Source organism: Yoonia tamlensis (assembly GCF_900115105.1).
Taxonomy (GTDB): domain Bacteria; phylum Pseudomonadota; class Alphaproteobacteria; order Rhodobacterales; family Rhodobacteraceae; genus Yoonia; species Yoonia tamlensis.
Map to the genome: position 1 here is coordinate 234,635 of NZ_FOYP01000002.1, position 26,391 is coordinate 261,025.

The following is a 26,391-nucleotide window of genomic DNA, read 5'->3' on the forward strand; positions in this document are numbered from 1 at the left end:
TCCTACCACAGTGAAGTGCGCGAATAGCGCTTGGAAATCGTGTTGGCGGTCATCACCAGAACAAAGGCGACAACAGCGTTGAACAGCCCCGCAGCCGCAGCCAAATCGTATTGGCCGACCTGCAAACCCTGCCGGTAGATGTATGTGTTAACGACATCCGCGGTTTGATAGGTTGCTGGCTGATAGAGCAAGATGATCATCTCGAAACCGACCTCAAGAAGGTTCCCGATACGAATGATCAGCATGATGATAATGGTCGGCATGATCGACGGGATCGTGATTTTCCACATCATCTGCCAGCGCGACGCACCATCCACCACGGCACTTTCGTACAGTGACGGGTTCACCCCTGCGATCGCAGCAAGGAATACGATCGAGCTAAACCCGGCTTCTTGCCAAATTCCGGACCCGATAAAGATCGGACGGAACCATTCGGGTTTGGTCAGAAAGTAGATCTTGTCAAATCCGAACCAGTCCAGCACCGTGTTCACCACACCCGATGACGGGGAAAAGGCAGTAATCACGATACCCGAAATAATCACGGTCGAGATAAAGTGCGGCAGGTAAACAACCGTTTGCACAGTTTTCTTATAGGTCTGGTTCAGAACCTCGTTGAACATCAGCGCCAGAATGATCGGCATCGGGAACCCGAATAGCAGGGTCAGCATGCTGATAATAACGGTGTTTTTCAGCGCGCGGATAAACTGGTCGCTGCCAAACAACGTGTGAAAATGTTCAAACCCGATCCAAGGGCTGCCATCAATCCCGCGAAAAACGCTATAGTCTTTGAACGCGATTTGCAGGCCGTACATTGGACGGTACAAAAAGACGATGAACCAAATAATGGTCGGTGCCAGCAGAACATAAATCTGCCAGTTCGCGCGCAAATGGTCCGCAATCCGGTTCAGTCTGGTCGTGCGATGTTCCATATCGGGGTCGCCTTATGCTGTTCCTGGGTGGCCAAAAGCCATGCCGGTTTCGCCGTCAAAAACCTTGATCTCTTTTGCTGCGATGCGCAGTGATGTCACATCTTCCAGCGCCAGCGCCTTGCCGTTGGTTTCGGCTTTTGCAACAAACGGTTTACCCGCAACCATCGTGTGCAACAGCGCCTCGGAGCCGAGCGTTTCGATCAGATCAAGCGTGACAGGCAGTTCAGACGCGTCGTCAATCGGCGTGATCGACATATGTTCCGGACGCATGCCAACAACAATCTTGCGGCCTTCGTTGTGCTTTAGCTCGGGAAGGGCCGGCAGACGGACCGCAACACCGTCGATGTCGGCCAGCGGGCCCTTGTCATCATAGGTCAGTTTTGCGTCGATCTGGTTCATCGGCGGAGACCCGATAAAGCCCGCGACAAATGTGTTGATCGGATTGTTGAACAGATCCATTGGCGTGCCGATCTGTTCAATCCGGCCGTCACACATCACGACAATACGGTCAGCCAATGTCATGGCTTCGACCTGATCGTGGGTCACGTATACGCTGGTCACACCAAGACGTTTGTGCAGGCGCTTGATCTCGGCGCGCATCTGGGTGCGCAGTTTCGCGTCGAGGTTCGACAGCGGTTCGTCAAACAAGAAAACTTCGGGGTGGCGCACAATCGCGCGGCCCATCGCAACACGCTGGCGCTGACCACCCGACAAATCGGCAGGGCGACGGTCAAGATAATCTGTCAGGCCCAGAATGCCCGCAACATCTGCAACAGATTCAGCGATCTGTTCTTTCTTGACCTTGCGGATACGCAGACCAAAAGCGATGTTTTCGGAAACCGACAAATGCGGATATAGCGCGTAGTTCTGGAACACCATCGCAACGTCACGGTCTTTGGGGGCCACGCGGTTCATCACGCGGTCGCCAATTGTGAGCGTCCCGCCGGAAATTTCCTCGAGCCCCGCGATCATGCGCAAGGTTGTTGATTTGCCGCAGCCCGACGGGCCGACAAGCACCACAAACTCCTTCGCGGCGATTTCCAAATCAATTCCATGGACAACTTCAAATGCGCCATATTTCTTGACGATCTTCTCTAGTACGACACTTGACATGTTTCCTCCGTGACCTGCGCAGTATTGGACAGGTTCGATTTTTGGCGCCGCGAGCGTGGGCGGGTTGTGTTAAGAATCTCAATTATGCGCATCAAATCCGGCTGATCAGCGAGGGACTTAATTTTTGCTTCCAGCGACCCGATATGCGCAATCAGGGCCGTCTGCGCGCGATCCGCATCACCATCCAAAATGGCACTGATGATTGCTTTGTGGTCGGCAATAACCTTGGCACCGTTGCGAATATTGCGAATGCGGCGCAGGTGTCGGACACGGTAAACATCAGCTTGGGTGCGGCGAACAGTTTCCCAAACATCAGGAACCTCTGCCGCGCGGAAAAACTCTTTGTGAAGCGCCTCATCAAGATGAAAAAACGCTTCGAAGTCGTCACTGTCCCATGCGCTTTGCTGCTGCGCGACCAGATCATCGAATACTGCCTTGAATTTATGCCGCGATGGCGAATGCGCAGCGGCGCGGACGGCCCCGATTTCAAGGTGCAGCCGCGTAAAACAGGCCGATATATAGCTTTTGACATCAAGCGGCGCGACATAGGTGCCGCTTTGGGGGACAATCCGGACAAGCCCCGTTTCCTCGAGCCGGATCATTGCCTCGCGGACGGGTGTTTTGCTCGCGTTCAACAGGGCGCCGATTTCCTTTTCGGAAAGCGCACAACCTGGCTTAATTTTGACCGAGACGATGAAGTCGCGCAGCAGTTCATAGATTTGAGAGGCAAGCGGTTTGCTTGCGTCAAATACCACGTCACGCAACAGTTCCTGCAAGCTCAAAGCGCCTGGCACGTCAACGTGCGGAACTGTGGTTTGCGCGGACATTCCAATCTCCCTCCCAAGGCTTGGATGTCATACTAGTATATCAGTTGTAGCCGTCACTCAACACAAATATTCAATAGCCGAAATCGACCCTGTCTTTCATAATTCGTGTAAAAATGGTGGTACTTAACTGATTAAATTCAGGGACTTGATGTCAATTTTCGACATTTCAAATATGAAAATGCAACGGCCTATCCGTGCCTGACCGGCATAAAATAAATCAACCTATGGTACGAATTTTTGAAAAATTCGGCGCGCAATAGAAACAGAATCACACCCCTGTCGGACCCCGATCACCCCAGTGCAGCAGGGGCGCCGGCAATGCGATATCTAGGGCACAAACCGCGCCCGCGTCCGATTGGCAAAGGCAACCAGTGTCAGCATCACGGGCACCTCGACAAGCACGCCGACAACGGTTGCCAGCGCCGCCCCCGAATGAAGCCCGAACAGGCTAATCGCGACGGCAACGGCAAGTTCAAAGAAATTCGAAGTGCCGATCAAGGCGCAGGGCGCCGCGATCCGGTGCGGCACCTTCAGCGCAAATGCGGCCGCATAGGCCACCGCAAAAATGCCGTAACTTTGCAAGATAATCGGCACCGCGATCAGCACGATGATCAGCGGTTTTGCCACGATCACCTGCCCTTGCAGTCCAAACAAAATCATCACCGTCACGATCAGCCCCACAACGGAATAGGGTTTGACGCGGGCCTGAAACGCACCAATTGCCGTTTCGGATTTCAGCCTTGCGCGGGTGATCAACCCAGCGACCAGCGGCAGCGCGATAAACAGCACCACTGACAAGACCAGCGTTGACCACGGCACCGTGATATCCGTCACCCCCAGCAAGAACGCCACGATCGGCGCAAACGCGATCACCATGATCAAGTCGTTCACGGACACTTGCAGCAACGTATATGTCGCGTCGCCCTTGGTCAGTTGTGACCAGACAAACACCATTGCCGTGCAAGGCGCCGCGCCCAGCAGGATCAGCCCAGCGATATATTGCATCGCGTCTTCCTGCGGAATCCACGGCGCAAAGATGTATTTGAAAAACAGCACCGCAAGTGCTGCCATTGTGAAGGGTTTGATCAGCCAGTTAACGACCAATGTAATCATCAACCCGCGCGGCTGTTTGGCGACATCGCGCAGCGATTTCGGGTCAACGCCCACCATCATCGGATAGACCATCGCCCAAATCAGCACCGCAACAACAAGGTTCACACTGGCAAATTCTGCCGCCGCAACGGCACGCACCAAAACCGGTGCAATATTGCCCAGAACGATCCCACCCACCATCGCAAGGCCGATCCAGACGGATAGGTATTTTTCAAAGATATTCATGCGCGCGCCTTTTGTGTTTGGGCGGGGCGCAATTGTGCAACGCCAAGCCAGCTCAGCCCGATCATCGCGGCGGCGGCCCCCAGACACAATGGCAACCCGCCGATTTGATAGCTTAGCCCCGATAGAACCGTGCCAATCAGCCGACCCGCCGCATTGGCCATATAATAGAACCCGACATCCATCGTGACGCGGTTTGCGTCCGAAAGGTGCAGGATCAGATAGGAATGCAGTGAAGAATTCACCGCAAAAATCGCGCCGAAGATAAGCAGCCCTGCGATTACAGTTGCGGTCAGCGGGGCGGATGGCGCAGGCGCAACCCAGACCGCCAGCGCCAAAACCACCGGCACAACGCCCAACATGACGACCCAGCGTTTTGACTGGCCAAGCATGTCGGCCTCTGATCGCTTGGCGGCGCGCAAAATCCGCGGCGCCGCCCCTTGGACCACGCCATAAAGGATCGTCCAGACCGCCATGAAGGTCCCGATCATAAAGAACGCATTGCGGTTGCCGGCATGGCTACCGTCGGACAGCACGGCATAGAAATAGATCGGAATGCCAACCACAAACCACACATCACGCGCGCCAAACAGGAACATCCGCGCAAAGCTTAGCCAGTTGATATTGCGGTTCTTTGACCAGACTTCGGTGAATTTGGCGTCCTTGCGCCCCACCGGCAGGCCTGCGGGCATGCCGATCATCACCCCGATCAGGATCACGCATAGTATCGCCGCCATCCCCAACACCGCAGGCACAAAACCAGCCAAGGCCAGCAGCGCAGCACCCAGCAAGAAACCTGCCCCTTTCACCGCGTTTTTTGATCCGGTCAGAATGGCCACCCAGCGAAACAGCCCGCCGCCCGATGGGGCAAGGATCTTGACCGCGCTTTTTGCGCTCATCTTCGCAAGGTCTTTGGCCACGCCCGACAGCCCCTGCACCAGCATGACAAACACCACCGATGCCGTGATCCCCCAAGCAGGGTCCAACTGCGCCAGCGCCAAAAGCGCCACAATCTGCAATGTTAGACCCGCATAAAGCGTTGCCGTCAGCCCAAACCGCGCTGCGATCCACCCCGCCGACAGGTTGGTCACAACCCCAGCGATTTCATACAGCACAAACAGATAGGCGAGCTGCACCGGCGAAAACCCCAGCGTGTGAAAATGCAAAAGCACCAACATCCGCAGCGCGCCATCGGTCAGCATGAACGCCCAATATGCCGCCGTGACGACCATATAGGCGGAAAATCCGGCGGGCCGTGTCACAGCGTGCGCCCGACCATCAGCGCCACATCAACCAAACGGTGCGCATAGCCATATTCATTGTCATACCATGCATAGATTTTTAGCTGCGTGCCGTTGATGACCATGGTGGAAGGCGCATCAATGATGCTGCTGCGCGGGTCATTGGTATAATCTGACGACACGAGGGGCCTTGTTTCATATCCCAAGATGCCATTGAGCGGGCCTTCGGCGGCGGCTTTGAACAGGGCATTGACCTCTTCGACCGTTGTTTCGCGGGCCATTTCAAACACGCAATCGGTGATCGAAGCATTCAGCAGCGGCACCCGCACCGCATGGCCGTTCAGCTTGCCCGCAAGCTCTGGGTAAATCAGGGTGATCGCCGTGGCGGACCCTGTGGTTGTCGGGATCAGATTGGTTAATGCCGACCGCGCGCGGCGCATGTCCTTGGCGGGGCGGTCAACGATGGTTTGGGTGTTGGTCACATCATGGATCGTGGTGATCGACCCGTGTTTGATCCCGATCCCTTCAAGCAGCACCTTGACCACAGGCGCCAGGCAATTGGTGGTGCAGCTTGCAGCGGTGACAATATCGTGGGTGGCCGGATCATAGCTGTCATTATTCACGCCGTAAACAATATTGGCGGTGGGGCCGTCTTTGATCGGGGCCGAGACCACGACCTTTTTCACGCCAGCAGCAAAATACGGAGCAATCTTGGCCTCGGTCTTAAATGCGCCGGTGCAGTCAATCACGACATCCACCCCGTCAAGCGGCAGGTCGGTCAGATTGCGGGTGCTCGTGACCGGAATGCGCGTGCCGTCGATGGTAATTGCGCTGTCATCCGCGGCAAATGTGGCGGGCCAGCGGCCATGTACGGAATCGAATTCAAGCAAATGCGCATGCATCGCCGGATCGCCCACCGCATCATTGATAAATGCGATCTGCGCGCCGCTTTCCAGCAATGGCCGTAGCGCCAGTTTTCCCATCCGGCCAAGGCCGTTCAAAGCATAAGTAACCATTATTGGTTTTCCTGTATCCGGCCGATTTCATCGACCTTTTGTTGCAATGCGGCGCGGTCCAGTAGGTCCAGCGATAGTGCGGTAAACGCGGCCAAACGGTTATGAATCGCACCATAAACCTGATGGAAAACCAACCGTTTTTCAGCGTCTGTGCCCGTCGCCTTGACTGGGTCCGGCATGCCCCAGTGCCCTGAAACGGGCTGACCCGGCCATGTCGGACATTCTTCATTCGCAGCACGGTCACAAACCGTAAAAACAAAGTCCATCTTTGGCGCGTCAGCCCCTTGGAATTCCGTTACGTTTTTGGATCGTAGGGGTGAAATATCGTGTCCCTTTGCTTTAAGCATCTCAACCGCAAGCGGGTTCAATCCCGACCGATGCGTGGTGCCGGCCGAATAGGCAGTAAACCGATCCCCGGCCATATCCCGCAAGATGGTTTCGGCAACAATGGAGCGCGCAGAATTGCCCGTACACACGAACAAAACGTTGAATTTCTGATCAGCCATATTGGATATCCCCTGAAGAAGGTCTGAATATGATGGAGGGCAAAGATCTGCCCGTCCACGACAACAATCGACAAAAAGCCCCGCAACAACGTCACGGGCTGCGTCCAGATTAATGGTGTAAAGTAGCTTCGCGCCTTGGCGTTGTTGTGTGATCAATTGGGTTTTTGTCAGCGCCGACAGGTAGACCGATGCCGTGCTGGGTTTGAACCCCAAGACGGTTGCGATTTCGCCAGCAGGCAAAGCATCCGGGCAACGCCGCATCAACAGCCGGAATACCGCCATGCGCTGCGGGTGGCTAAGGGTAGAAAGACGATCTGTGAGCATTGATTCCATATTTCATGAATATTTGAATTATCTTAGAATCGTCAACTGCTATTGCCCGCCGGAATATGAATCTTTTGTAACAATTCAATGGCGCATCACCGCGCCAGTCACACGCCAAAACAGAAGTGTAGATTTTGCGTTCGTGGTATACTAGTATTTTCATATGCCGATGGTTTGCACTTGCTGCACCGTCATTCATGGGAGGGGTTAATGCGCATAACAGAGGTCATAATTACGCCTATCGCGATTCCGGATGTGCCGCTTGCGAATACCAAGGGCGTGCACCCTTCTGTGTTTTTGCGCGCCATAATCGAAGTCAAGACAGATACCGGCATTACAGGGCTTGGCGAAGCTTACGGCGCAAAGCGTACGTTGACGGGGTTGCAGACGGTTGCCCCCCTGCTTGAAGGGCTGGACCCTTACGATCTGCGCGCTTTGCGGCGCCGTATCGAAACCGCGTTGCCAGATGGTGGCGGGGTCAATGCGCCGACCGCGCTTGCCGATCACAAGGTTGTCGATGTGGTTTATAGTGCATTCGAAATCGCGCTTTTGGATATCCGCGGCAAAGAGGTCGGCCGCCCGCTGTATGATTTGCTGGGCGGCGCTGTGCGCAAAACAATCCCCTTTGGCGGCTATCTTTTTTATAAATTCGCCAAACAGGACATGACATTCGGCCCCGATATCATGGGCGAGGTCATGACCCCCGATGCGCTTGTTGATCAGGCAAAACAGTTTTCAAAAGACTACGGATTCCGATCATGGAAGCTCAAAGGCGGCGTGTTAGAGCCTGATTTGGAAATTGAAACCATGCTCAAGCTGCGCGAAACCTTTCCCGATCACCCGCTGCGGATTGACCCGATGGGCGCATGGACGGTGCCAACTGCCAAACGCGTCGCTGACGCGCTTGACGGGGTGCTCGAGTATCTGGAGGACCCTTGTCGTGGCATGGATGCGATGGCCGAGCTCTCGGCGTTGATCGATATGCCGTTGGCCACGAACCTCGTTGTCGTGGAATTTGAACAGATCATCGAAGCCGTTAAAAAGGACGCCGTGCAGATTGTGCTGTCGGACCATCATTACTGGCGCGGCGCAACAGGAGCGGTGCACCTTGGTGAAATCTGCCGCGCGGCGAATCTTGGGGTGTCGATGCATTCGAATTCGCATCTGGGTATTTCGCTCGCTGCGATGTGTCATGTTGCGGCCGCCACGCCCAACTTGACGTTTGATTGCGACACGCATTACCCATGGTCGAGCAAGGAAATCATCAAAGGCGGGCGCCCGACCTTTAAGAACGGCACCCTGCAGGTTCCTGACGGGCCGGGATTGGGGGTTGAGCTTGACCACGAATCCATTGCCGAGCTTCATACGCTTTACAACAAGGCCATGGTGAAAGACCGTGATGATACCGACGAAATGCTGAAATATGTCCCTAACTATGAACGAAAAGTGCCCAGATGGTAATTTCTTAGGCGCGCAAAGGCGCTGAAAGTCTGGTCAAATCCAACATCTCAAGCTATCCCCTTTCGAAACCGGAGGAAAACAACAATGCCAGCAACAGTCCGCACCAAAGAGCGCAAGACCAGCGTCGATGTTGTCTTTGATACGTTGTATAACTCGATCGTTAAGCTCGAGATGTTGCCTGGTGACAAGATTTCAGAGGCTGAAATTGCCGCGCAATTCGGTGTATCGCGGCAGCCGGTGCGCGATGCGTTCAGCCGGCTAGCAAATCTGGGGCTTTTGTTGATCCAGCCCCAAAAGGCAACGGAAGTGAAACGGTTTTCGCGGCGCGAAGTTGCGAAATCGCGCTTTGTCCGCGTCTGCGTCGAAACCGAAGTCATGCGCCGCGCGGCGGAAAATGCAACCGAAGCCACCAAAACCGCGCTTGATGCGAACCTTGCACAGCAGGCTGCCGCGGTCGAAGCCGGCAATTACGAAAAGTTTGGCAAGCTTGATTACGATTTCCACCGCATCCTGTGCAAAGCCGCCAAAGTCGACTTCGCGTTCGAAGTGATTTCCGTCGAAAAGGCCAATGTTGACCGCTTGTGTATGCTCAGCCTGTCAAAAGAAGACCGGATGCCCGACCTGTTTCAGGATCACGCAACAATTGCCGAACGCGTTCTGGCTGGCGATTCCGAAGGGGCTGTCGAAATTGGTCGGGTGCATCTTGCGCGGCTTGATGGCACAATTGACGCAATCTTTCATGACAACCCCGATTATTTCGAGCCATAGGTCCAAATTTGCATTTGTTCCAAAATGCAAACTGGTATCCCAGAAAAATCGCTGCTAAGCTGATTTGGAATTTCGCAGATTTGGAGCGCAAGCCATGCCAACGCCTAAGCCAATCGCAGGAAGCATCCTTGCATCGTTGACGTTTCCGCAGCTTGGTGGCGGTACGCTGACCGTGGGTGGCACGCGCGAAAACTGGACCCTTCTAGTTGTCTACCGCGGCAAGCACTGCGGGCGTTGCAAGAAATACCTGAATATTTTGAATGGCATGCGCGACGAATGGGCAAATGCCGGCTTTGATATCGCTGTTGTTTCGGCCGACCCTGTCGAAAAAGCCGCCGCCGATCAGGCAGAATTCGGTTGGGCGTTCGACATCGGTTACGACCTTGATGAACAGCAAATGGCCCAGCTGGGCGTGTTTATGTCCGACCCGCTATCAAGTGGTGAAACCGACCGGCGTTTTGCCGAACCGGGTGTCTTTGTGATTCGCCCTGACGGAAGTTTGGTCATCGCCGCCATTTCAAACGGCCCCTCCGCGCGCCCCGAACTGGCAGAGCTGCTTGACGGAATGATCTTTACAAAACAAAGTGATCGCCCTGCACGAGGCACCGCATAGACGCGCGTTAAACGTGTATTTTCGTGTTTTTGTGACGGTGTATTTGACAGCGAAACATTAAGAGCATACTAGTATACCTGTTGGCGCTGTTGGTCGGATTCACATCCGGTCCAAAGGGCGTAAACCATATTTGTATCTGGGAGGATCACATGACAACATCTTTCACACTTCGCAGTGCCGTTCTTGGCAGCTGCCTTGCGCTTGCAGCTACGTCAGTTTCAGCTGAAGAACTGCGCGGCTGGAACATCCACGTCGAGGACTATCCTGTTTCTATCGCCATGGAATCGTTCGCAGCAGAAGTTGCAGAGCGCACCGGCGGTGAACTGACCGCAAAAACATTCCACAACGGCGTTTTGGGCAGCCAGCCTGACGCGATTGAACAGCTGCGCCTTGGCGTGATCGATTTTGGTGAATTCAGCCTTGGGCCGTTCGGTACATCAGTACCCGAAGCCAACGTTGTTTCCCTGCCATTCATCTTCCCATCCATCCCAGCGATGTATGAAATGATGGACGGCGCTGTCGGCGAAGCAATTTCCGAAGGCATGCGCGCACGCGGTGTTGAGCCACTTGGCTGGTACGACGCTGGCGCACGTTCTTTCTATAACTCTGTACGTCCGATCAACACGCCAGCAGACGTTGAAGGTCTGAAAATCCGCGTGATGTCCAACGATCTGTTCGTTCAGATGGTTGAATCAATGGACGGCAACGCGACACCAATGGCATTCGCCGAAGTGTACCAGTCTATCCAGACCGGCGTTGTTGACGGTGCGGAAAACAACCCGCCATCATACGAATCAACAAGCCACTTTGAAGTTGCACAGTACTACTCTTTGACAGAGCACCTGATCATTCCTGAGTGCCTGTGCATGTCAAAAATCTCGTTTGATGCGCTGACACCAGAGCAGCAAACAATCGTAAAAGAAGCAGGTCACGCTTCTGCACTGTTGCAGCGCGAACTGTGGCAAGCACGTGAAGCGGCGTCAATGGCGACCGTTGAAGCAGGCGGCACAATCGTGAACACCATTGCGGACAAAGGTCCATTCCAAGAAGCGATGGCACCAGTTTACGACAACTTCCTTGCTGCAAACCCTGAACTTACAGATCTGGTTAACCTGATCCGTAACGGCGGCTAAACCAAGTCGCGTAAGAACGACGGCCCGTGTCGATTTCGGCGCGGGCCGTTTTTTCTATATCCAATCAATCAATATCTTACATGAGGCGCGCGCATGAGTGATCGCAAATCCATAATTGATCGATGTGAATCAGTGTTGGCCGGTGTCCAATGGCTTAGCATCTTTCTTGCTTCTATTGCCCTTGTTGTCCTGATCGTCACCTTCGGGTGGCTCGTTTTCGGGCGCTATGTGTTGAACGTAACGCCGACATGGGTTGAACAGCTTGCCTTGATTCTGGTCTGCTACATTGCATTCCTTGGTGCGGCGGCGGGCGTGCGCGATGACACCCATCTTGGTGTTTCGCTGTTTCGTGATCTCTTGCCGACTGGCGCACAAAAACTGGTCATGATCGCCATCGACTTTGTGCTCGCGTTTTTTGGCGGCATCATGTGCTATGCGGGTATCGCCCTGATGCGGTTCGGCTGGGATTCACTGATCCCGATGCTCGATATCCCCGAAAGCTTTCGCACCCTTGCGATCACATCGTGTGGCGCATTGGTAGTCTTGCATGCGGGCAGCCGCGGAATCATTCGGATTTTGACCTTTTCCGACTGGCATCCGAACACTGACAAACTGGAGTCTTAAAGATGGGCCTAACTATTCTCTTGCTCGTATTCGGCGTGGGCGTTGTTGTCGGCATGCCTGTGGCCTTTGCAATGGGTATCGCGGCCGCTTCGGCATTCTGGTACGAAGGCTTTCCGATGCTGATCACCTTCCAGCGTGCGACCGCTGGTGTGTCCGTCTTTTCGCTTCTTGCGATCCCGTTCTTTGTTCTTGCCGGTGAAATCATGCTGCACGGCGGTATCGCGGTGCGGCTGGTAAAACTTGCCTCGGCGCTGGTCGGTCACGTCAAGGGCGGACTTGCGATGGTGAACATCTTCTCAAGCATGTTGTTTGGCGGCATTTCCGGTTCTGCGGTCGCGGATATTTCGGCGCTTGGCTCGATCCTTATTCCCGTGATGAAAGAACGCGGCTATCGCCCCGACTTTGCGGTGAACGTCACCGTTACTTCATCAATCGCCGGTATCGTGATCCCGCCAAGCCACAACATGATCATCTTTGCGGTGGCTGCTGGCGGCGGATTGTCGGTTTCCAAACTGTTCCTTGCAGGTGTTATTCCTGGCATGATCATGTGTGTCAGCCTTGCGATTGCGGCCTATATCCTGTCGGTCAAACACAAATATCCCGCCGAACCATTCCCGGGCTGGGGCGAAGTTGGCCGCAGTGCAGGTGATGCGATCCCCGGTTTCCTGACCGCTGTGATCATTGTTGGTGGTACGCTGTCCGGTATCTTTACAGTAACCGAATCCGGTGCATTTGGCGCCATCTACGCGATCTTGCTGACCACGTTCTACTATCGCAGCCTGACTTGGCAGTCTTTCAAGCTATCGATTATCGGCACCGTGCGCACGACCGCGATGGTGATGATCCTGATCGCATTCGCCAGTTCGTTCGCGTATTTGCTGGCGCTCTATCAGGTGCCTTCACGGCTTAGCAATGCCTTGGTTACCGTGTCCGAAAACCCGATCATGATCCTGCTTATGATCAACGTGATTTTGCTGATCCTCGGGATGATCATGGATATGGCGGCGCTGATCCTGATCTGTACACCGATCTTCTTGCCAATCGCCAAGGGTCTTGGCATGGACCCGACCCAGTTCGGCATCATGATGTTGATGAACCTCGGGCTTGGGCTTTGCACGCCACCTGTCGGGACCTGCCTGTTCGTGGGCTGTGCCGTGGGTAAGATCAAGATCGAACAGGCGCTAAAATCGATTTGGCCATTCTACATCGCCATCCTTGGCGCGCTGATTTTGGTCACTTACGTGCCTGCCGTTTCGCTTTGGTTGCCATCCATCCTGTAACCGCGAACGACACAAAAACAAACGGCGCTCCACAACCTGTGGGGCGCCGTTTTTGTTTAGGCGGCAGGTTTACCCATGTTGGAAATCCCCGGAGCCAGTGCAAAAAGCGATGCCTGCACAGCATGGTAAATGTCGGGCTTACCTTTAAATTGCGCATCTGTGGGCGCGCCGGACCCGTCAATTTCCGGATACCAGCCGCCGCGCGCATGATCGATGAAGTGGCCGTCAGCAAATTGCCATAGCTTGCGATACCAGTCTTCGTCGGCGGGCTGTGGGTCCAGCTTGATCAGCGTTGCCAACACCCCAATTGCTTCGGTCACGGGCCACCAATAGCGGTCCTTGATCGCGGGGGTGCCATCGGGGTTCAGCGTATAGATCAACCCGCCGCGCGCCTTGTCCCATGCATCATCAAGCGCGGCTTGCATCAAATGGCGCGCGTTTTGCACAGCGTTTCCATCCGGCCGCCCGCGCAGGTCCCAATATTGTAGTGACAAACGGGCGAGCTCGAACGAATGCCCAGGTGTGGTGCCTGCAGGGCGGAACATCGGGTTTTCCGAATAGGCCCAATCAATTTGCCAGTCTTGGGTGTAATGCTCGGCCAGCCGCCAGTTGTTTGCAGGCGCAATTTGCCCCACAAAGAAATCGAGAATCCGGCCCGCCTTGTCCAGATAGGCCGTGCGCCCCGTCGCCTCGAACGCGGTTAGCAATGCCTCAACCCCGTGCATATTGGCATTCATGCCGCGATAGGTCGAAAACGGGCTCCAATCGCGGTTCCATTCATCCGCAAAAAGCCCGCGGTCTTCCTCCCAGAAACGGGTGTTCAGTACATTGGTGACGTCATCGATCAAGGTGATCGCGTCCGGATGCCCCGCCATATGCGCCGAAGACGCAGCCAGCAAAACAAACACATGCCCATAAGCCAGCTTGCGCCCGTCATGGATATTATCGCCATCCAAACCCCATAGATAGCCAGCGTGGTCGGCATCGTGATGGTGGCTCTTGAGGTATTTCAAGCCATGATCAACCACTGCATCACAACCCGCGAACCCTGCCATCTGCCCCAGCGCAAAGGAATGCACCATGCGCGCCGTCGTATGCAGTTCCTGAACCGTACTGTCCAATGGTGCGCCGTCCAGATCCAGCACATAAAACCCGCCGTCCGCGCGCAGGCTGGGACGGAAAAAGTCAAACTGGCGCTGCGCGTCCGCGTGCAAATAGTTACGATGCACGGTATCTTTGAGCCAGTTCTGATAGGTGCTGTCTGGTTCAAAAAGAGGTAATTTCATCAGTTTTTCCCTTGGATACTAAGTGTGCGAGAAGCTTAACCATTGCAAAGCAGATAAACGGCCACAAACCTAAATCGATTTAGATTTTGTTAACAGATATTTGTTGCGCCAGTCTAGCAACAAATTCAGGCAGCAGTCAGGCCTGTCGCGGGCAAGGTCAGAAGGCATGTTGACGAAACCGCCGTTTTCAGGAACACAGTGACTAACACTGGCTATTATTGTGAAACTGTTATGCCTTTTCTCGATGTGATTAATGACTATTCGAATGGCGCAACAGGGACGCTCACTGCGACCAACGGTGATACTGTCGGGTATACGGTGACGGGCACGTCACCAACAGTTGACTGGCAGGGCCTAAACGATGGTGCGCGTGTAAACGGGACCGGATCGGAACAGTTTACGGTGACCTTTGATAGCTATGTCACTGGCGCAACAATGCAGATTTCGGGCAGCAATAGTAACGAAGAATACTTTATTGTGGTTGATGGGGTTCCGGTTGATCTTAACACGCTCATTGCCGATGGCACCGTAACGGTTACCCAATCTGGTGCGGCAACCCATGTTGTGAATGCTGACGGGTCGATTTCAGGTGGCCACCATAGCGACGGCAGCATCATGGAAATTCGGTTTAACACTGCCGTCATCAGCCTTGGCGCAGTCGGGTCTGTTGGCGGGAACGGAAATTGGGACTATTTTGAGGTTGGCATTGATTCAACTGATTTTGACGTCGTCTGTTTCAATCGTGGGACAATGATTCTAACGGCTGACGGGCCAAGCCCCGTCGAAAATCTTGCGGTCGGGGATATGATCCTGACGGCCACACATGGCCAACAGCCCATTCGCTGGATCGGGTCCAAAGATATTACGCCGACACGCCTTGCCCGACAGCCGCAGTTGCGGCCGATCCGGATATCGGCTGGGGCGTTAGGGAACGGGCTGCCGCTACGTGATTTGCTTGTGTCACGGCAACATCGGATGGTGGTTTCGTCACCAATTGCAGAGCGCATGTTCGGCACGACAAATGTGCTTGTTCCGGCAATTAAGCTGACTGCCTTGCCCGATATTGACGTCGATGATAGCAATGCGCCGGTCACATATTTTCATTTACTTTTTGACCAGCACGAGGTCATTTTTGCAGAGAGCGCACCAAGCGAAAGTTTCTTTGTTGGCCCTGAATCGTTAAAGATGATCCCGCCAGCTGCGCTGACCGAAATATTGGCGCTGTTTCCGGAATTGGAACGCAAAACGCCGAAGATTGCATATCCGTCACCATCTAAAAAACAGCAAAAACAACTGGTTGCGCGACATCTTAAGAACGCAAAGCCATTGCTCAACGCGTTCGCCTAAGCTGACATCAGAACAAGATGTGTTGTCCTGCCAGAACATAGCCAGCAAGCGCAATTGTCAGGATCAGGATCATCAGCGGCGCGGATCGTCCCACGGATCGCAGGTCTTCAAACGATGTTTTCATCCCAACGGCGGCAACCGCGGTCACAAGACAAGCGCGCGACACGCTATCAGCGGTCTGGATCGCCACCGCAGGCAGCCAGCCTAGCGAATTCGTTCCGGCAAGCACCAAAAACCCGATCACAAAACCAGGGATCAGCGGCACGCCTTCTGCGCCTTGACCGGATTGCCGCAAGAACAGCGCGCCGATAAATACGACCGGCGCCAACAGGCCCACGCGGAACAATTTGACCAGCGTCGAAACATCCCCGGTTTCATCCGACACCGAATAGCCCGCGCCGACAACCTGCGCCACATCGTGGATTGTGCCACCCAAAAACACGCCCGCCGACTGGCTATCCATGCCCAGCGCGCTGATCAGGATCGGATAGGCAATCATCGCCACGGTTGATGCCAGCGTGACCGAAACCACTGTAAATGTCACATCACGTTCGGATTTTTCGCCTTTGGGCAAAAGCGAAGCAATCGCCATCGCCGCCGAAGCCCCGCAAATCGCGACAGCCCCGCCAACCAGAAAACCAAATGACCGGTCCCGCCCGAACAACGGCGCCATGACCAACCCCAACAGGATCGTCACCGCCACGCCGGACCCCACCAGCGCCACATTGGCAAAGCCGATCTGGGCGACCATATCTACGCTTACCCGCACACCAAGCAGCGCAACGCCAATCCGCAAAACCCTGCGCGAAGCAAAGCCGATACCGGCTGCCGTACGCTCTTCGGTGGACAGGAATTGAAACGGAATCCCCAAAAGGATCGCCATCAGCATGACTGGTGCGCCGTAATGTTCCGACAGAAACTGCGCGGCCATCGCCACCATTGCAGCAAATAGCAGGCCGGGGAAAACGGCCTTGGCGTTTAGTACCATGCCTGCCCGCTTGCCTTATCAAACACAAACAGCGCATCCGGATTTATCGCCACACGCAACCCGTCGCCGATTTTAACTTGTGTCTGGCCGGGCTGGTGTACCACGATGGATTCTCCTGATGAAAGCTCCGCGAAAAGGTAACTTTCAGCGCCAAGCTGTTCTACCTCGAGAATGCGCAGGTTGATAGGTCCGTCTGGATCAATGATCAGATCGCGGGGCCGGACACCCAGTTCGACCGCTGTGCCATCCGGCCCTTGCAGGCGCGCGGGGTCAACCGCGATCACCGTCTTATCGGCAAGCGTAATTCCCTGCGGGCCGGTTTTGCCTTGCAAAAAGTTCATCGCGGGAGACCCGATAAACCCGGCCACAAAGCGGTTCTTGGGATTGTTGAACAGGTCCAAGGGCGTACCGAATTGTTCAACTTTTCCGGCCCGCAGGACCGCGATCTTGTCGGCCATCGTCATGGCTTCGACCTGATCATGGGTGACGTAAATCATTGTATTGCCCAACCGCCGGTGCAACGCGCCGATTTCACGGCGCATGCTGACGCGCAGTTCCGCATCAAGGTTGGACAGCGGTTCATCAAACAAAAACACTTTGGGTTCGCGCACAACCGCACGGCCAATCGCAACGCGCTGGCGCTGCCCGCCCGATAGCTGGCCCGGACGGCGATCAAGATAGGGATCAATTTGCAGCATCCGCGCGGCTTCTGACACACGCGCATTGATCTCGGCCTTTGGGGTGCGCAGGTTTTCAAGCCCGAAGCTGAGGTTCTTGCGCACCGACATATGCGGATAAAGCGCATAAGACTGGAACACCATCGCCAACCCGCGCTGCGCAGCCGGCACATGGTTTACAACCGCATCGTCAATTTCAATCTCGCCCGCGGTGATGCCTTCAAGCCCCGAAATCATCCGCAACAGCGTCGATTTTCCGCAACCTGATGGGCCAACGAATACACAGAATTCACCAGATGGGATTTCCATATCAATGCCGTGGATAACATCGACATCGCCGTAAGATTTCTTCACGTCTTTAAGGACAAGTTTGGTCATTATTTCAGTCCCGTATTGGCAATGCCGGTGGTGATGTATTTTTGCAAGAACACAAAGACGAGCGTGGAAGGCACAAGGCTGACCATCGTCATCGCAAGCCGGTAGTGTTCTTGCGACAGATGTTCGCCGCGGAATTCCAGCAGGCATAGCTGGATAGTGTAGGCTTCTTTGGTGGTCGCAATCGCAACCAGCGGCAGGATCAGGTCATTCCAGCGCCAGATGATCGACAAAATGCCCAGCGCCGCCAATGCTGGCATCGCCAATGGCAGCACAATGCGCCAGTAAACCTTCCATTCCGAAGCAGCATCCATGCGCGCGGCTTCGATCAATTCATCAGGGATCGACAGCATGTATTGCCGCAATAGGAACACGCCAGTTGGTGTCGCAGCCCCCGGAATAATCACACCCCAAATTGATCCCGATAGCCCTGTCGCGTTCACCGCCTTGAACACACCGACCAGCGTGATGGTCGGCGGCACCATCAAAGTTGCTAGAATGACGATGAAAAACGCGACCTGCCCGCGGAATTTGTATTTGGCCAGCGAAAACGCCGCCATCGAATTGATCAAAAGCGTCAGAACTGTTGCGATCAATGTGACCAGAACAGAATTGGTGAAACAGGTCGCAAAGTTCACATTCACCCCGAACGCATTACCTGTCAGCGGGTCCGAAAAATTGTTCCATGACGGGTCAAGCTGGCGGCGCATCGTGATCTCTGCCGTGTTCAGCCGCACGACATCCTCGCTGCGGTTATCGACATAGCGGGCAGGGGTAAGCGCGCGGGTGGCCTTAAAGTTGGATATCCCGAACAGCGTCTCTTCGCCGGTTTCAGGATCAGGCGCACGCACCAGAACCTGCAGCGCCAGTCGCGATGGTTCGTAACCGCCGATGCCCAAAAATTCGGACAAAAGCCGCTGATCTTCGGGCGCAAGCGTTGCGATCACTGCGGTCGGGTCGAAATCCTGTTTTGCCGATACCGACATCGACGGGTAGCGCAAAAGCCATTCTGGCAGGTCCTGTGCTGCGACCATGTCGCGGACCAATGTGGGCACATAGCCCAGTTGCGACCGCAGCGCATATAGTTCATTGCCCGACCATGCCGCCAGAAACGCGGGGATGTCGCGGCCGGCCTTTTGTTCGTCCGACAGATCGTTCCAGTTCAACACCCAATCGGGCAGGTCCTGAATAAAGAAAATCTCCTTGCCATCCGGTCCGGAAACGGTGGCGCGCGCCACGCTTTCAAAGCTGGACGGCAGCAATGAAAGGTCCTGTTTTTCAAGCTGCGACGCGGATTTTAGTGAATTCAGCGCAAGCCACATGACCGGCACAACGATCATCAAGAACCCGCTGAACAAGTAGGCATAGGTCAACCAGTCAAGCCAGTTTGCCCGACGGCCCCCCGCCTTGCGCGTCAGAAATGTTGCGATAGCTGTCATTGTTTGCTCGATTTCGAAGAAAGGTAAACTTGCAGCAGCGACAGCATGATCAGCACGACAGCCACCAGTAACGACGCCATTGCGGCAATGCCCAGCCCGTTGGCCGTTGGTTGCCCGCGCAAGCCCGAGGTTTCAAAGATATAGCCGACCAGCGACGTCCAGCGCACCGACATGGCATAAAGCTCTTCAAAGGCTTGGAAAGCCTTGACCAGTGACAACACTGTCACCACCAAAAGCGTCGGCGCAAGCAGCGGGATCGTGATGCGGGTCAGTTGACGCCACGCAGGTGTGCCGTCCATTTCGGCAGCCTCATAGACATCGCGCGGGATCGCTTGCAGCCCTGCCAAAAGGATCAACATATAAAATCCCAGATGCGCCCAAGTGTAGACAAAGACCGACCAGAACATTGTCCATGACGGGTCTGTCAGCCATTGCACTGGCGCGTCGATCCAACCCCAGCGCAGCAGCGTTTCGGACAGCACACCCTGGCGCTTGAGGATCAGGCTCCAGAGAAAACCGACGACCACGGGCGATAACATCACCGGGTAGAAGAAAACCGCGCGCCACAACCCGCGTGCGACGATATTGCGGTTCAACGCCAGCGCCGATGCCAGCGCGACCGCAATCATGATTGGGACCTGAAACACCACAAATGTTGCCGTATCGTAGACCGCGCTCAGGAATTTGTCGTCTTCGAGGTTGGCGGCACCAGTGTCGATCTGGGTTTCAGACAGCAGACGGCGCAGGTTATCAAGCCCCGCCCATTCGCGGTCGGAAAACAGGATAGATTGCCCTTCGGTCACCGAAAAACCCATATTGATGAACAGCGGCGCAAAGGTGAACAGCCCAAAGATGATCATATTGGGCAGCAAGAACAGATAGGGAAGCCCCGTTGCACCCGACAGGCGCTGGGTCATCTCGATGGGCCAGCCAAGCGTGCTCATGCTGCGGTCCCAGATGGTGCCGGTAGGGCGCACAAGCGCCCAACCGATGATCACATAGATCAGCAGGTAAAGCGGCCACGGCGAGCCGGAAAATGCAGCAGATAATGCCTCAGACATGCCGTGACCCCTATCTTACGGCTTATTCAGCGATCTTGGCGGCGATATCCGCATCAATCGCGGCAAGCGCTTCGTCAAGGGTCAGCTCGCCTGTGATTGCCTGTGTCAGGTAGTCAGGAACCGCGCCATAGATGACAAAGTTCTTGGCATAGCCTTGCAGCGTATAGGCCTGCGGTGTGGTTTCAGCCGCAACGCCCGCATTGGCCGCAAAGACAGAAAGCGCCGCAGCAACCGCCGGGGATGCATCCGCATAGTCGATGCCTGACGCTTGCAGACCTTGGTGAGCTGTGATGTTGCGCGTGGCGGCGGCAAATTTCGCGGCATTTTCTTCCATTGCAAGGAAGTCGATCAGCGCAGCGGCTGCTTCTGGCACGTCTGTCGATTCAAACGCGACAATCGCAGCACCGCCCGGCATTGCGCCACAGCCACCATCACCGCATGGGGCAGGGACAGCAACCCAGTCGAAATCGGTGATGTTGTCAGCATAGCTGTTGATCATCCACGATCCAGACATGTGCATTGCAACATCGCCAGACTGGAACAGCGGTGCGGCGTTGCGGTACTGCGTGCCTTCGCCAGCGGGCCAGCCTTCGGCAGGCATCAGGCCGGATGCGTGCCAGCCGACAAATGTTTCCGCAAAGTCACGGAAACCTGCGTCCACAAGGATCGGATTACCGGCATCGTCAAAGAATTTCGCGCCATAGCTAAATGCTGGGCCCGCCAAACGGTGTGCGGTACGGTCCATCGCCAGACCTGCGGTGATGCCGGTCATTTCCTTGACTTCCATCAGCGCAGTTGCCCAGTCGTCCCATGTCGCACCTGCCCCGGGCATTTCAACGCCGGCATCTTCGAACAGGGTCACGTTGACAAAGGGGCCTGTCACGGTCAGCTGGGTCATCCAGCCGTAGATGCCTGCATCTTCACCACCGGGTTTGCGGAACCATGGCAATGTCGCGCCATAGGCGGTTTCCCATGCGGCGCCATCAACATAGGGGGCCAGATCAAGATAGTATTGGTTCAGGCCGCCCAAATTGGTCACACGCGCCACATCGGGGGCCGCATCTGTTTGCAACTGGTTTTCCAACTGGTCGCGGATCACGTCGTAAGCAACGGTTTCCAACGCGACGGTATGGCCGGTTTTTTCGGTGAATGCTGGCAGCATTTCAGCGATGACATCGCATTCGTTGCTGTCTTGATAGCAAAGAAACGATACTTCGTCCGCATATGCGCCGCTTGCACCTGTCAGCATCAGCGCTGCCAAAGTCAGTTTGTTTGATTTCGTCTTCATGGTGTCCTCCCCAGACAATCCGATTTCTTTCTTGGTCTTTGCTTTTGGCTGCCTCCTGCCACGCCACGCTATTGCGCGATGTGACCAGCCATTTTACCTCTAAAAAACGTCAATGCATCGCCATCGTCACGCTGTGCGGCGCGCAACACTTGCCCTACGACGATTTCATGATCGCCACCGTCATAAGACGCGTAGTGGCGGCATTCGAACCGCGCGAGACAACCCGCCAGCACCGGCACGCCTTCGGCATTGGTTGCCGGTGCCATTTCTGCCAACCCAGCCCCATCGCGGGCAATGCGCCAGCACAGGTCTTCTTGGTCCGCTGCCAGCACATGGATGGCAAAATGTTCCGCCTGCGCAAAATGCGCAAAACGGCGCGACCCCTTGTCAGGCGCCCAAAGCACAAGCGGCGGGTCCAGCGACAGCGACGAAAAACTATTGGCGGTGATCGCCATCGGCCCGTTGGGGGTCGCAACGGTCACAATTGTGACGCCCGTCGCAAACCGCCCGAACGCATCGCGCAACTGGCGCGTATTATTTGCGTCAGGGACAAAAGACCGCTGCGTTTTTGGTGTATCGGCCACGGTCATGGAACCTCTGCGCCCAATGCGGATTCGTACAGGTAGAACCAATCCTGACGGCTGATTGTGACCTTCAAAGCATCCGACAGCCGTGCAATCCGGTCCAGATTATTGGTGCCCAGAACCGGCAGGATTTTGGACGGGTGCCGCAGCAAGAACGCGACAGCTACGGCGGCCCGATCAACGCCCTGATCGCGCGCGATTTCATCCATCCGGTCGGTCAATGCATTTTGGCCTGTCATCAAATCGCCGCCACCCAAGGGCGACCAAGCCATCATGGCGTGGCCATGGCGTTGATGGAATGCAATGTCACCATTGGTAAACGGTGCAATCGCCGAAGCAGAGATTTCGATCTGGTTGGTCACCAGTTTTTCGGTCATCGCGGATTGCAGCAATTCCCAGTCATAGGGGCGGAAATTCGACACACCAACCGCGCGCACCTTGCCCGATTTCACCATTTCATCAAGGGCGGCACCGGTTTCATGATGATCCATGAGCGGGTCGGGGCGATGGATCAACAGCAAGTCAACGTAATCAGTGCCCATCGCCGCAAGCGATAGATCGACCGATGACGCGATATGCGCGCGGGTCGTGTCGTAGTATTTGCATTTCGAATCCGCATAGCGGCCCATAGGCGCCACGATATCGCATTTGGTCACGATCTCCATTTGCGGGCGCAAGGACGGGTCCGCCTTGAGCGCAACACCAAGAACGTCTTCGGCGGTATAGCCACCGTAAATATCGGCTTGGTCAAAAGTGGTGATCCCTTGCGCCAGACAGGCGTGGATTTTAGCCGCAACATGGGCGGCGGATGTGTCGGTATCATCGCCGATCCGCCACATGCCATAGACAAGCTGGCTAAAGGATAGATCAGGGGTGATTTGTATGCGCGGCATCATTAGCGGCGGACTCCATTTCCAAGTGGTGTTGCGGGAACACCCGAAGGCACGCGCCCATAAGCATGAGGCAAGGAACAGGTTTTCATCTGCGGCAACACGCGCGACCCAAAGTGTACGGCCTCATCCATATGCGGATAACCCGACAAGATAAACGCGCGGATACCCATTTTCTGATAGGCTTCCAGTTTTGACAGGACCTGATCGGTCGACCCGACAAGCGCAGCACCACAGCCAGAGCGCGCACGGCCGACCCCTGTCCAGAGGTTGGGCTCAATATAGCCGAAATCATCCGCGATTTCACGGTTTTTCGCCTGATGGCTCACGCCAAGCGATTTGGCGTCCTGCGCGCGGTTGCGGATGGCATCGCCCTGATCATCATCCAGCTTGGACACGATATAGTCGGCATATTCGCGGGCTTCGGCTTCGGTGTCGCGCACGATGACGTGGACGCGCAGACCATAATCGAGCGTGCGATTGTATTTTTCGGCAACCGCATTCACGGCTTTCATCCGGCCTGCCAGTTCATCAACTTTTTCGGGCCACATCAGATAGACGTCGCAATGTTCACCGCAAAGTTCCAGTGCCGCCGGAGAATAGCCGCCAAAATACAGCAGCGGACCGCCGGTTTGGTAGGGGCGCACAGGGTCCGTTGTCAGGCCGGAGAAATTGTAGATCTCGCCTTTGTGGTTAATCTCGTCTTGGGTCCACGCCTGTTTCAGGATCTCGACCACTTCGCGGGACCGCTGGTAACGGTAGTTGCTGTCTTCGATCTGCCCCGGAAAATCAGAGCTGATGATATTCACGGTCAACCGCCCGTTGAGCATATGATCCAGTGTCGCGATGGTGCGGGCAAGCATGATCGGCTGCATTTCACCGCAACGCACCGCTGCCAACATGTTGATGTCTGATGTGATCGGCGCGCAGCCCGCCACAAAGCTAAGCGTGTCCTGCCCGACTTGATAGGATGACGGGCATAGAATATTGCGAAATCCCTGCTTTTCCGCCGTTTTCACGATATTCGAACAATGGTCCCAAGATGACCGAAGCGCACCGTCTGGCTGGCCAAGAAATTGGTAATCATCCGAACACAGTGCTGCAAACCACGACACTTCGGCGGAATCAAGTTCAGCAGAAGTTACCGGAACTACGGTCATATTAGTTATCCTCCCCAGCGCGGCCTTACAGATTGGCTCCGATAAAACCGCTTGACTTTCCTTATCGCTAGCAGTGTCTTTGATCTGGATCAATGGTGTATCAATTTTTTCCGAAAGCAGCCAGAAACGCGATGTACGTCAAAAGCCAAACTGCCAGTTCCTTGCCCCTTTATGTGCAAATCAGCGAAGTCCTGATCCGCGAAATTGCCTCTGGGCATTTGCTGGACGGGGTGCGACTGCCGCCTGAACGGGTGCTTGCTAAACAACATGGAACAACCGTACGGACGCTGCGTAAAGCATTGGCAATCCTTGAAAAAAATGGGTTGATCGAAAGCATTCAAGGGTCCGGAAACTATGTGCGCAAGACCCCTGATGTTGCCAGCGTCTATTCAATGTTTCGGCTGGAATTGCCGCGCGGCGGGGGGTTGCCAACGGCGCAGGTTCTGTCTGTGCAAGAGCTTCGAAAACCTGACAATATGCCGCAATTTGGCACGTCCGATGATGCCACAAGAATACGGCGTTTGCGGTTCTTGAACCAAGAACCCATCGCCGTCGAAGAAATCTGGCTGGACCGGAGCGCAGGCAAGATTGTGCCCGCCGAACTGTCTGATTCGCTTTACCGCTATTACAAGATGCGGCTTGGTTTCTGGATTACCCACGCCGAGGATTATGTCTCGATCGGGCAAACCCCCGATTGGGCACCTGTGAATTTCGCACCGAGCCACGGCCAGACCGTCGGCTTCATCGAGCGGATAAGCCATGCCGAACAATTTGGTTCGGTCGAATATTCGAAAACTTGGTTTGACCCGCAGCGCGCCCGCTATGTGCAGCGCCTGCGATAGGGAGGAAACATGTCAAACACCACCAACTACGGCATCATCGGCTGCGGCATGATGGGCCATGAACACATGCGCAACATTGCGTTGCTGGATAACGCACGCGTCGCGGCCGTGTTCGAACCTGACGCGGGCATGGCGGCGATCGCGCAATCTATCGCGCCCGATGTGCAACTGATGGACAGTATTGATGCGCTTTTGGCGCTGCCCGATCTTGATTGCATTTTGATCGCCAGTCCAAATTTCAGACATATCGAGCAGCTCGAAATGCTTGCAGCGCAACGGCATTTGCCTGTGCTGGTCGAAAAACCCCTGTTCACGGATATCGAACAGCTTGGGCGGCTCAAGACATTTATCGATACATATCCTTCGCCTGTCTGGGTTGCGATGGAATACCGCTATATGCCCCCCATCGCCGCGCTGTTGAACTGCGTTGACGACGTGACGGGCGGGATCAAGATGCTGACGATCCGCGAACACCGCTTTCCGTTTCTGGAAAAAGTCGGCGACTGGAACCGGTTTGATCGCTATTCCGGCGGAACATTTGTCGAAAAATGCTGTCACTTCTTTGACCTGATGCGGCTTGTGCTGAAATCCGAGCCCGTCCGCGTGATGGCGTCGGGCGGGCAGGATGCGAACCATATCGAGGAGCGGTATAATGGCGAACAGCCCGATATCTTGGATAATGGCTATGTCATTGTTGACTTCGCGAACGGCAGCCGCGCGATGCTTGAACTTTGTATGTTCGCCGAAGGTGCACAATACCAAGAAGAAGTGTCCGCCGTCGGCCCGATGGGCAAGGTCGAAGCTTTTGTACCCGGTCCCGGACGGTTCTGGCCCGAACATCTTGGCGATGCGCCGCTGCCCCAGTTGATTGTCAGCCCACGCAAACCCAAAGGTCCGGTAAAGCGCGATATCCCCGTAGACCCCGCCCTGCTAGAGGCCGGCGACCACAACGGGTCAACCTATTATCAGCACCAGAAGTTCCTTGAACTTGTCCGCGGCCAACGCAACGCGCCAGAAGTATCATTGATCGATGGCAAGATGGCTGTGCTTCTTGGCATGGCCGCGCAAATATCGATCCGCGAGCACCGCACAGTGCATATGAACGAGCTTCTGGGCTAGGCATCTACCCCCTGACCGCGCCGGTTAAACGCGGATCAGGGGGGAACGCCCCGCATAGCTGTCAAAATATTTCAATAATTTATCCAGCCTTTTCAAGGATATAAAAACTCTTTGCGGAAAGTCCACATTTTATTTGAACCATTCGCCACCCGCGTCCGACCTATG

At 55.1% G+C, this 26,391-nt stretch carries 25 protein-coding genes; 9 read left to right on the top strand and 16 right to left on the bottom strand.

All coding sequences use genetic code 11. From position 1 onward, the window contains the following. Nucleotides 1–2: 2 nt before the first annotated feature. The 7 genes from BM320_RS13010 to BM320_RS13040 form a co-directional block, all read right to left on the bottom strand. Complete coding sequence (locus BM320_RS13010) at nt 3–929, bottom strand: ABC transporter permease (protein ID WP_090200985.1); 927 nt, start codon at nt 927–929, stop codon at nt 3–5. A gap of 12 nt (nt 930–941) precedes the next feature. Further along, entirely contained in the window at nt 942–2,042 is a 1,101-nt protein-coding gene (locus BM320_RS13015; RefSeq protein ID WP_090200986.1) for an ABC transporter ATP-binding protein, read from the bottom strand. After that, nucleotides 2,024–2,869 carry a GntR family transcriptional regulator gene (locus BM320_RS13020; protein ID WP_090200987.1) on the bottom strand — a complete coding sequence of 282 codons (846 nt, stop codon included), beginning with the start codon at nt 2,867–2,869 and terminating at the stop codon, nt 2,024–2,026. Before BM320_RS13020 ends, BM320_RS13015 begins: the two co-directional genes overlap by 19 nt. A 327-nt stretch (nt 2,870–3,196) precedes the next feature. Further along, nucleotides 3,197–4,207: an ACR3 family arsenite efflux transporter gene (arsB, locus tag BM320_RS13025; RefSeq protein ID WP_090200989.1), complete on the bottom strand. Its 1,011-nt coding sequence runs from the start codon at nt 4,205–4,207 to the stop codon at nt 3,197–3,199. Beyond that, nucleotides 4,204–5,466 carry an organoarsenical effux MFS transporter ArsJ gene (gene arsJ / locus BM320_RS13030; protein WP_090200991.1) on the bottom strand — a complete coding sequence of 421 codons (1,263 nt, stop codon included), beginning with the start codon at nt 5,464–5,466 and terminating at the stop codon, nt 4,204–4,206. The genes arsB and arsJ overlap by 4 nt, the downstream gene beginning before the upstream one ends. Further along, nucleotides 5,463–6,461: an ArsJ-associated glyceraldehyde-3-phosphate dehydrogenase gene (locus BM320_RS13035; protein ID WP_090200992.1), complete on the bottom strand. Its 999-nt coding sequence runs from the start codon at nt 6,459–6,461 to the stop codon at nt 5,463–5,465. The genes arsJ and BM320_RS13035 overlap by 4 nt, the downstream gene beginning before the upstream one ends. Beyond that, the gene (locus BM320_RS13040; protein WP_090200994.1) at nt 6,461–7,300 is read right to left on the bottom strand and encodes an arsenate reductase/protein-tyrosine-phosphatase family protein; all 840 of its coding nucleotides are present in this window, start codon (nt 7,298–7,300) and stop codon (nt 6,461–6,463) included. The genes BM320_RS13035 and BM320_RS13040 overlap by 1 nt, the downstream gene beginning before the upstream one ends. A 201-nt stretch (nt 7,301–7,501) precedes the next feature. On the opposite strand from BM320_RS13040, the gene BM320_RS13045 reads away from it, so the two are divergent. From BM320_RS13045 to BM320_RS13070, 6 genes are all read left to right on the top strand, one after another. Continuing rightward, nucleotides 7,502–8,752, top strand: a complete 1,251-nt coding sequence (locus BM320_RS13045) for an enolase C-terminal domain-like protein (RefSeq protein ID WP_090200995.1) — start codon at nt 7,502–7,504, stop codon at nt 8,750–8,752. 84 nt (nt 8,753–8,836) lie between these two features. Continuing rightward, nucleotides 8,837–9,520: a GntR family transcriptional regulator gene (locus tag BM320_RS13050; protein ID WP_090200997.1), complete on the top strand. Its 684-nt coding sequence runs from the start codon at nt 8,837–8,839 to the stop codon at nt 9,518–9,520. A 94-nt stretch (nt 9,521–9,614) separates the two neighbouring features. After that, nucleotides 9,615–10,133, top strand: coding sequence for a peroxiredoxin family protein (locus BM320_RS13055; protein WP_090200999.1), 519 nt, complete (start codon nt 9,615–9,617; stop codon nt 10,131–10,133). A gap of 149 nt (nt 10,134–10,282) precedes the next feature. After that, entirely contained in the window at nt 10,283–11,266 is a 984-nt protein-coding gene (locus tag BM320_RS13060) for a TRAP transporter substrate-binding protein (protein WP_090201553.1), read from the top strand. Nucleotides 11,267–11,359: 93 nt separating this feature from the next. Then, complete coding sequence (locus BM320_RS13065) at nt 11,360–11,890, top strand: TRAP transporter small permease (protein ID WP_090201001.1); 531 nt, start codon at nt 11,360–11,362, stop codon at nt 11,888–11,890. A 2-nt stretch (nt 11,891–11,892) separates the two neighbouring features. Next, the gene (locus BM320_RS13070) at nt 11,893–13,170 is read left to right on the top strand and encodes a TRAP transporter large permease (protein WP_090201003.1); all 1,278 of its coding nucleotides are present in this window, start codon (nt 11,893–11,895) and stop codon (nt 13,168–13,170) included. A 56-nt stretch (nt 13,171–13,226) separates the two neighbouring features. Here the strand turns inward: BM320_RS13070 and BM320_RS13075 are convergent, their stop codons facing one another. Continuing rightward, nucleotides 13,227–14,456 carry an AGE family epimerase/isomerase gene (locus BM320_RS13075; RefSeq protein ID WP_090201005.1) on the bottom strand — a complete coding sequence of 410 codons (1,230 nt, stop codon included), beginning with the start codon at nt 14,454–14,456 and terminating at the stop codon, nt 13,227–13,229. Nucleotides 14,457–14,687: 231 nt separating this feature from the next. On the opposite strand from BM320_RS13075, the gene BM320_RS13080 reads away from it, so the two are divergent. Then, nucleotides 14,688–15,803 carry a Hint domain-containing protein gene (locus tag BM320_RS13080; protein WP_090201007.1) on the top strand — a complete coding sequence of 372 codons (1,116 nt, stop codon included), beginning with the start codon at nt 14,688–14,690 and terminating at the stop codon, nt 15,801–15,803. Nucleotides 15,804–15,810: 7 nt separating this feature from the next. Here the strand turns inward: BM320_RS13080 and BM320_RS13085 are convergent, their stop codons facing one another. From BM320_RS13085 to BM320_RS13120, 8 genes are all read right to left on the bottom strand, one after another. Beyond that, complete coding sequence (locus tag BM320_RS13085) at nt 15,811–16,791, bottom strand: YeiH family protein (protein ID WP_090201009.1); 981 nt, start codon at nt 16,789–16,791, stop codon at nt 15,811–15,813. After that, the gene (locus tag BM320_RS13090; RefSeq protein ID WP_090201010.1) at nt 16,782–17,846 is read right to left on the bottom strand and encodes an ABC transporter ATP-binding protein; all 1,065 of its coding nucleotides are present in this window, start codon (nt 17,844–17,846) and stop codon (nt 16,782–16,784) included. Before BM320_RS13090 ends, BM320_RS13085 begins: the two co-directional genes overlap by 10 nt. Next, nucleotides 17,846–19,282, bottom strand: a complete 1,437-nt coding sequence (locus tag BM320_RS13095; RefSeq protein WP_090201012.1) for a carbohydrate ABC transporter permease — start codon at nt 19,280–19,282, stop codon at nt 17,846–17,848. Before BM320_RS13095 ends, BM320_RS13090 begins: the two co-directional genes overlap by 1 nt. After that, on the bottom strand, nt 19,279–20,343 hold the full coding sequence (locus BM320_RS13100) for a carbohydrate ABC transporter permease (RefSeq protein WP_090201014.1): 1,065 nt from the start codon (nt 20,341–20,343) through the stop codon (nt 19,279–19,281). Before BM320_RS13100 ends, BM320_RS13095 begins: the two co-directional genes overlap by 4 nt. Nucleotides 20,344–20,365: 22 nt before the next feature. After that, complete coding sequence (locus BM320_RS13105) at nt 20,366–21,631, bottom strand: ABC transporter substrate-binding protein (protein WP_207496917.1); 1,266 nt, start codon at nt 21,629–21,631, stop codon at nt 20,366–20,368. 68 nt (nt 21,632–21,699) lie between these two features. After that, entirely contained in the window at nt 21,700–22,221 is a 522-nt protein-coding gene (locus tag BM320_RS13110; protein ID WP_090201016.1) for a flavin reductase family protein, read from the bottom strand. Further along, nucleotides 22,218–23,108, bottom strand: coding sequence for an aldo/keto reductase (locus tag BM320_RS13115; RefSeq protein WP_090201555.1), 891 nt, complete (start codon nt 23,106–23,108; stop codon nt 22,218–22,220). Before BM320_RS13115 ends, BM320_RS13110 begins: the two co-directional genes overlap by 4 nt. A gap of 2 nt (nt 23,109–23,110) precedes the next feature. Then, on the bottom strand, nt 23,111–24,265 hold the full coding sequence (locus tag BM320_RS13120) for an LLM class flavin-dependent oxidoreductase (protein ID WP_090201018.1): 1,155 nt from the start codon (nt 24,263–24,265) through the stop codon (nt 23,111–23,113). Between the two features lie 131 nt (nt 24,266–24,396). On the opposite strand from BM320_RS13120, the gene BM320_RS13125 reads away from it, so the two are divergent. Together BM320_RS13125 and BM320_RS13130 are read left to right on the top strand one after the other, a co-directional pair. Beyond that, complete coding sequence (locus BM320_RS13125) at nt 24,397–25,107, top strand: GntR family transcriptional regulator (RefSeq protein WP_090201020.1); 711 nt, start codon at nt 24,397–24,399, stop codon at nt 25,105–25,107. 9 nt (nt 25,108–25,116) lie between these two features. Beyond that, nucleotides 25,117–26,226: a Gfo/Idh/MocA family protein gene (locus BM320_RS13130; protein WP_090201022.1), complete on the top strand. Its 1,110-nt coding sequence runs from the start codon at nt 25,117–25,119 to the stop codon at nt 26,224–26,226. Nucleotides 26,227–26,391 lie beyond the last annotated feature (165 nt).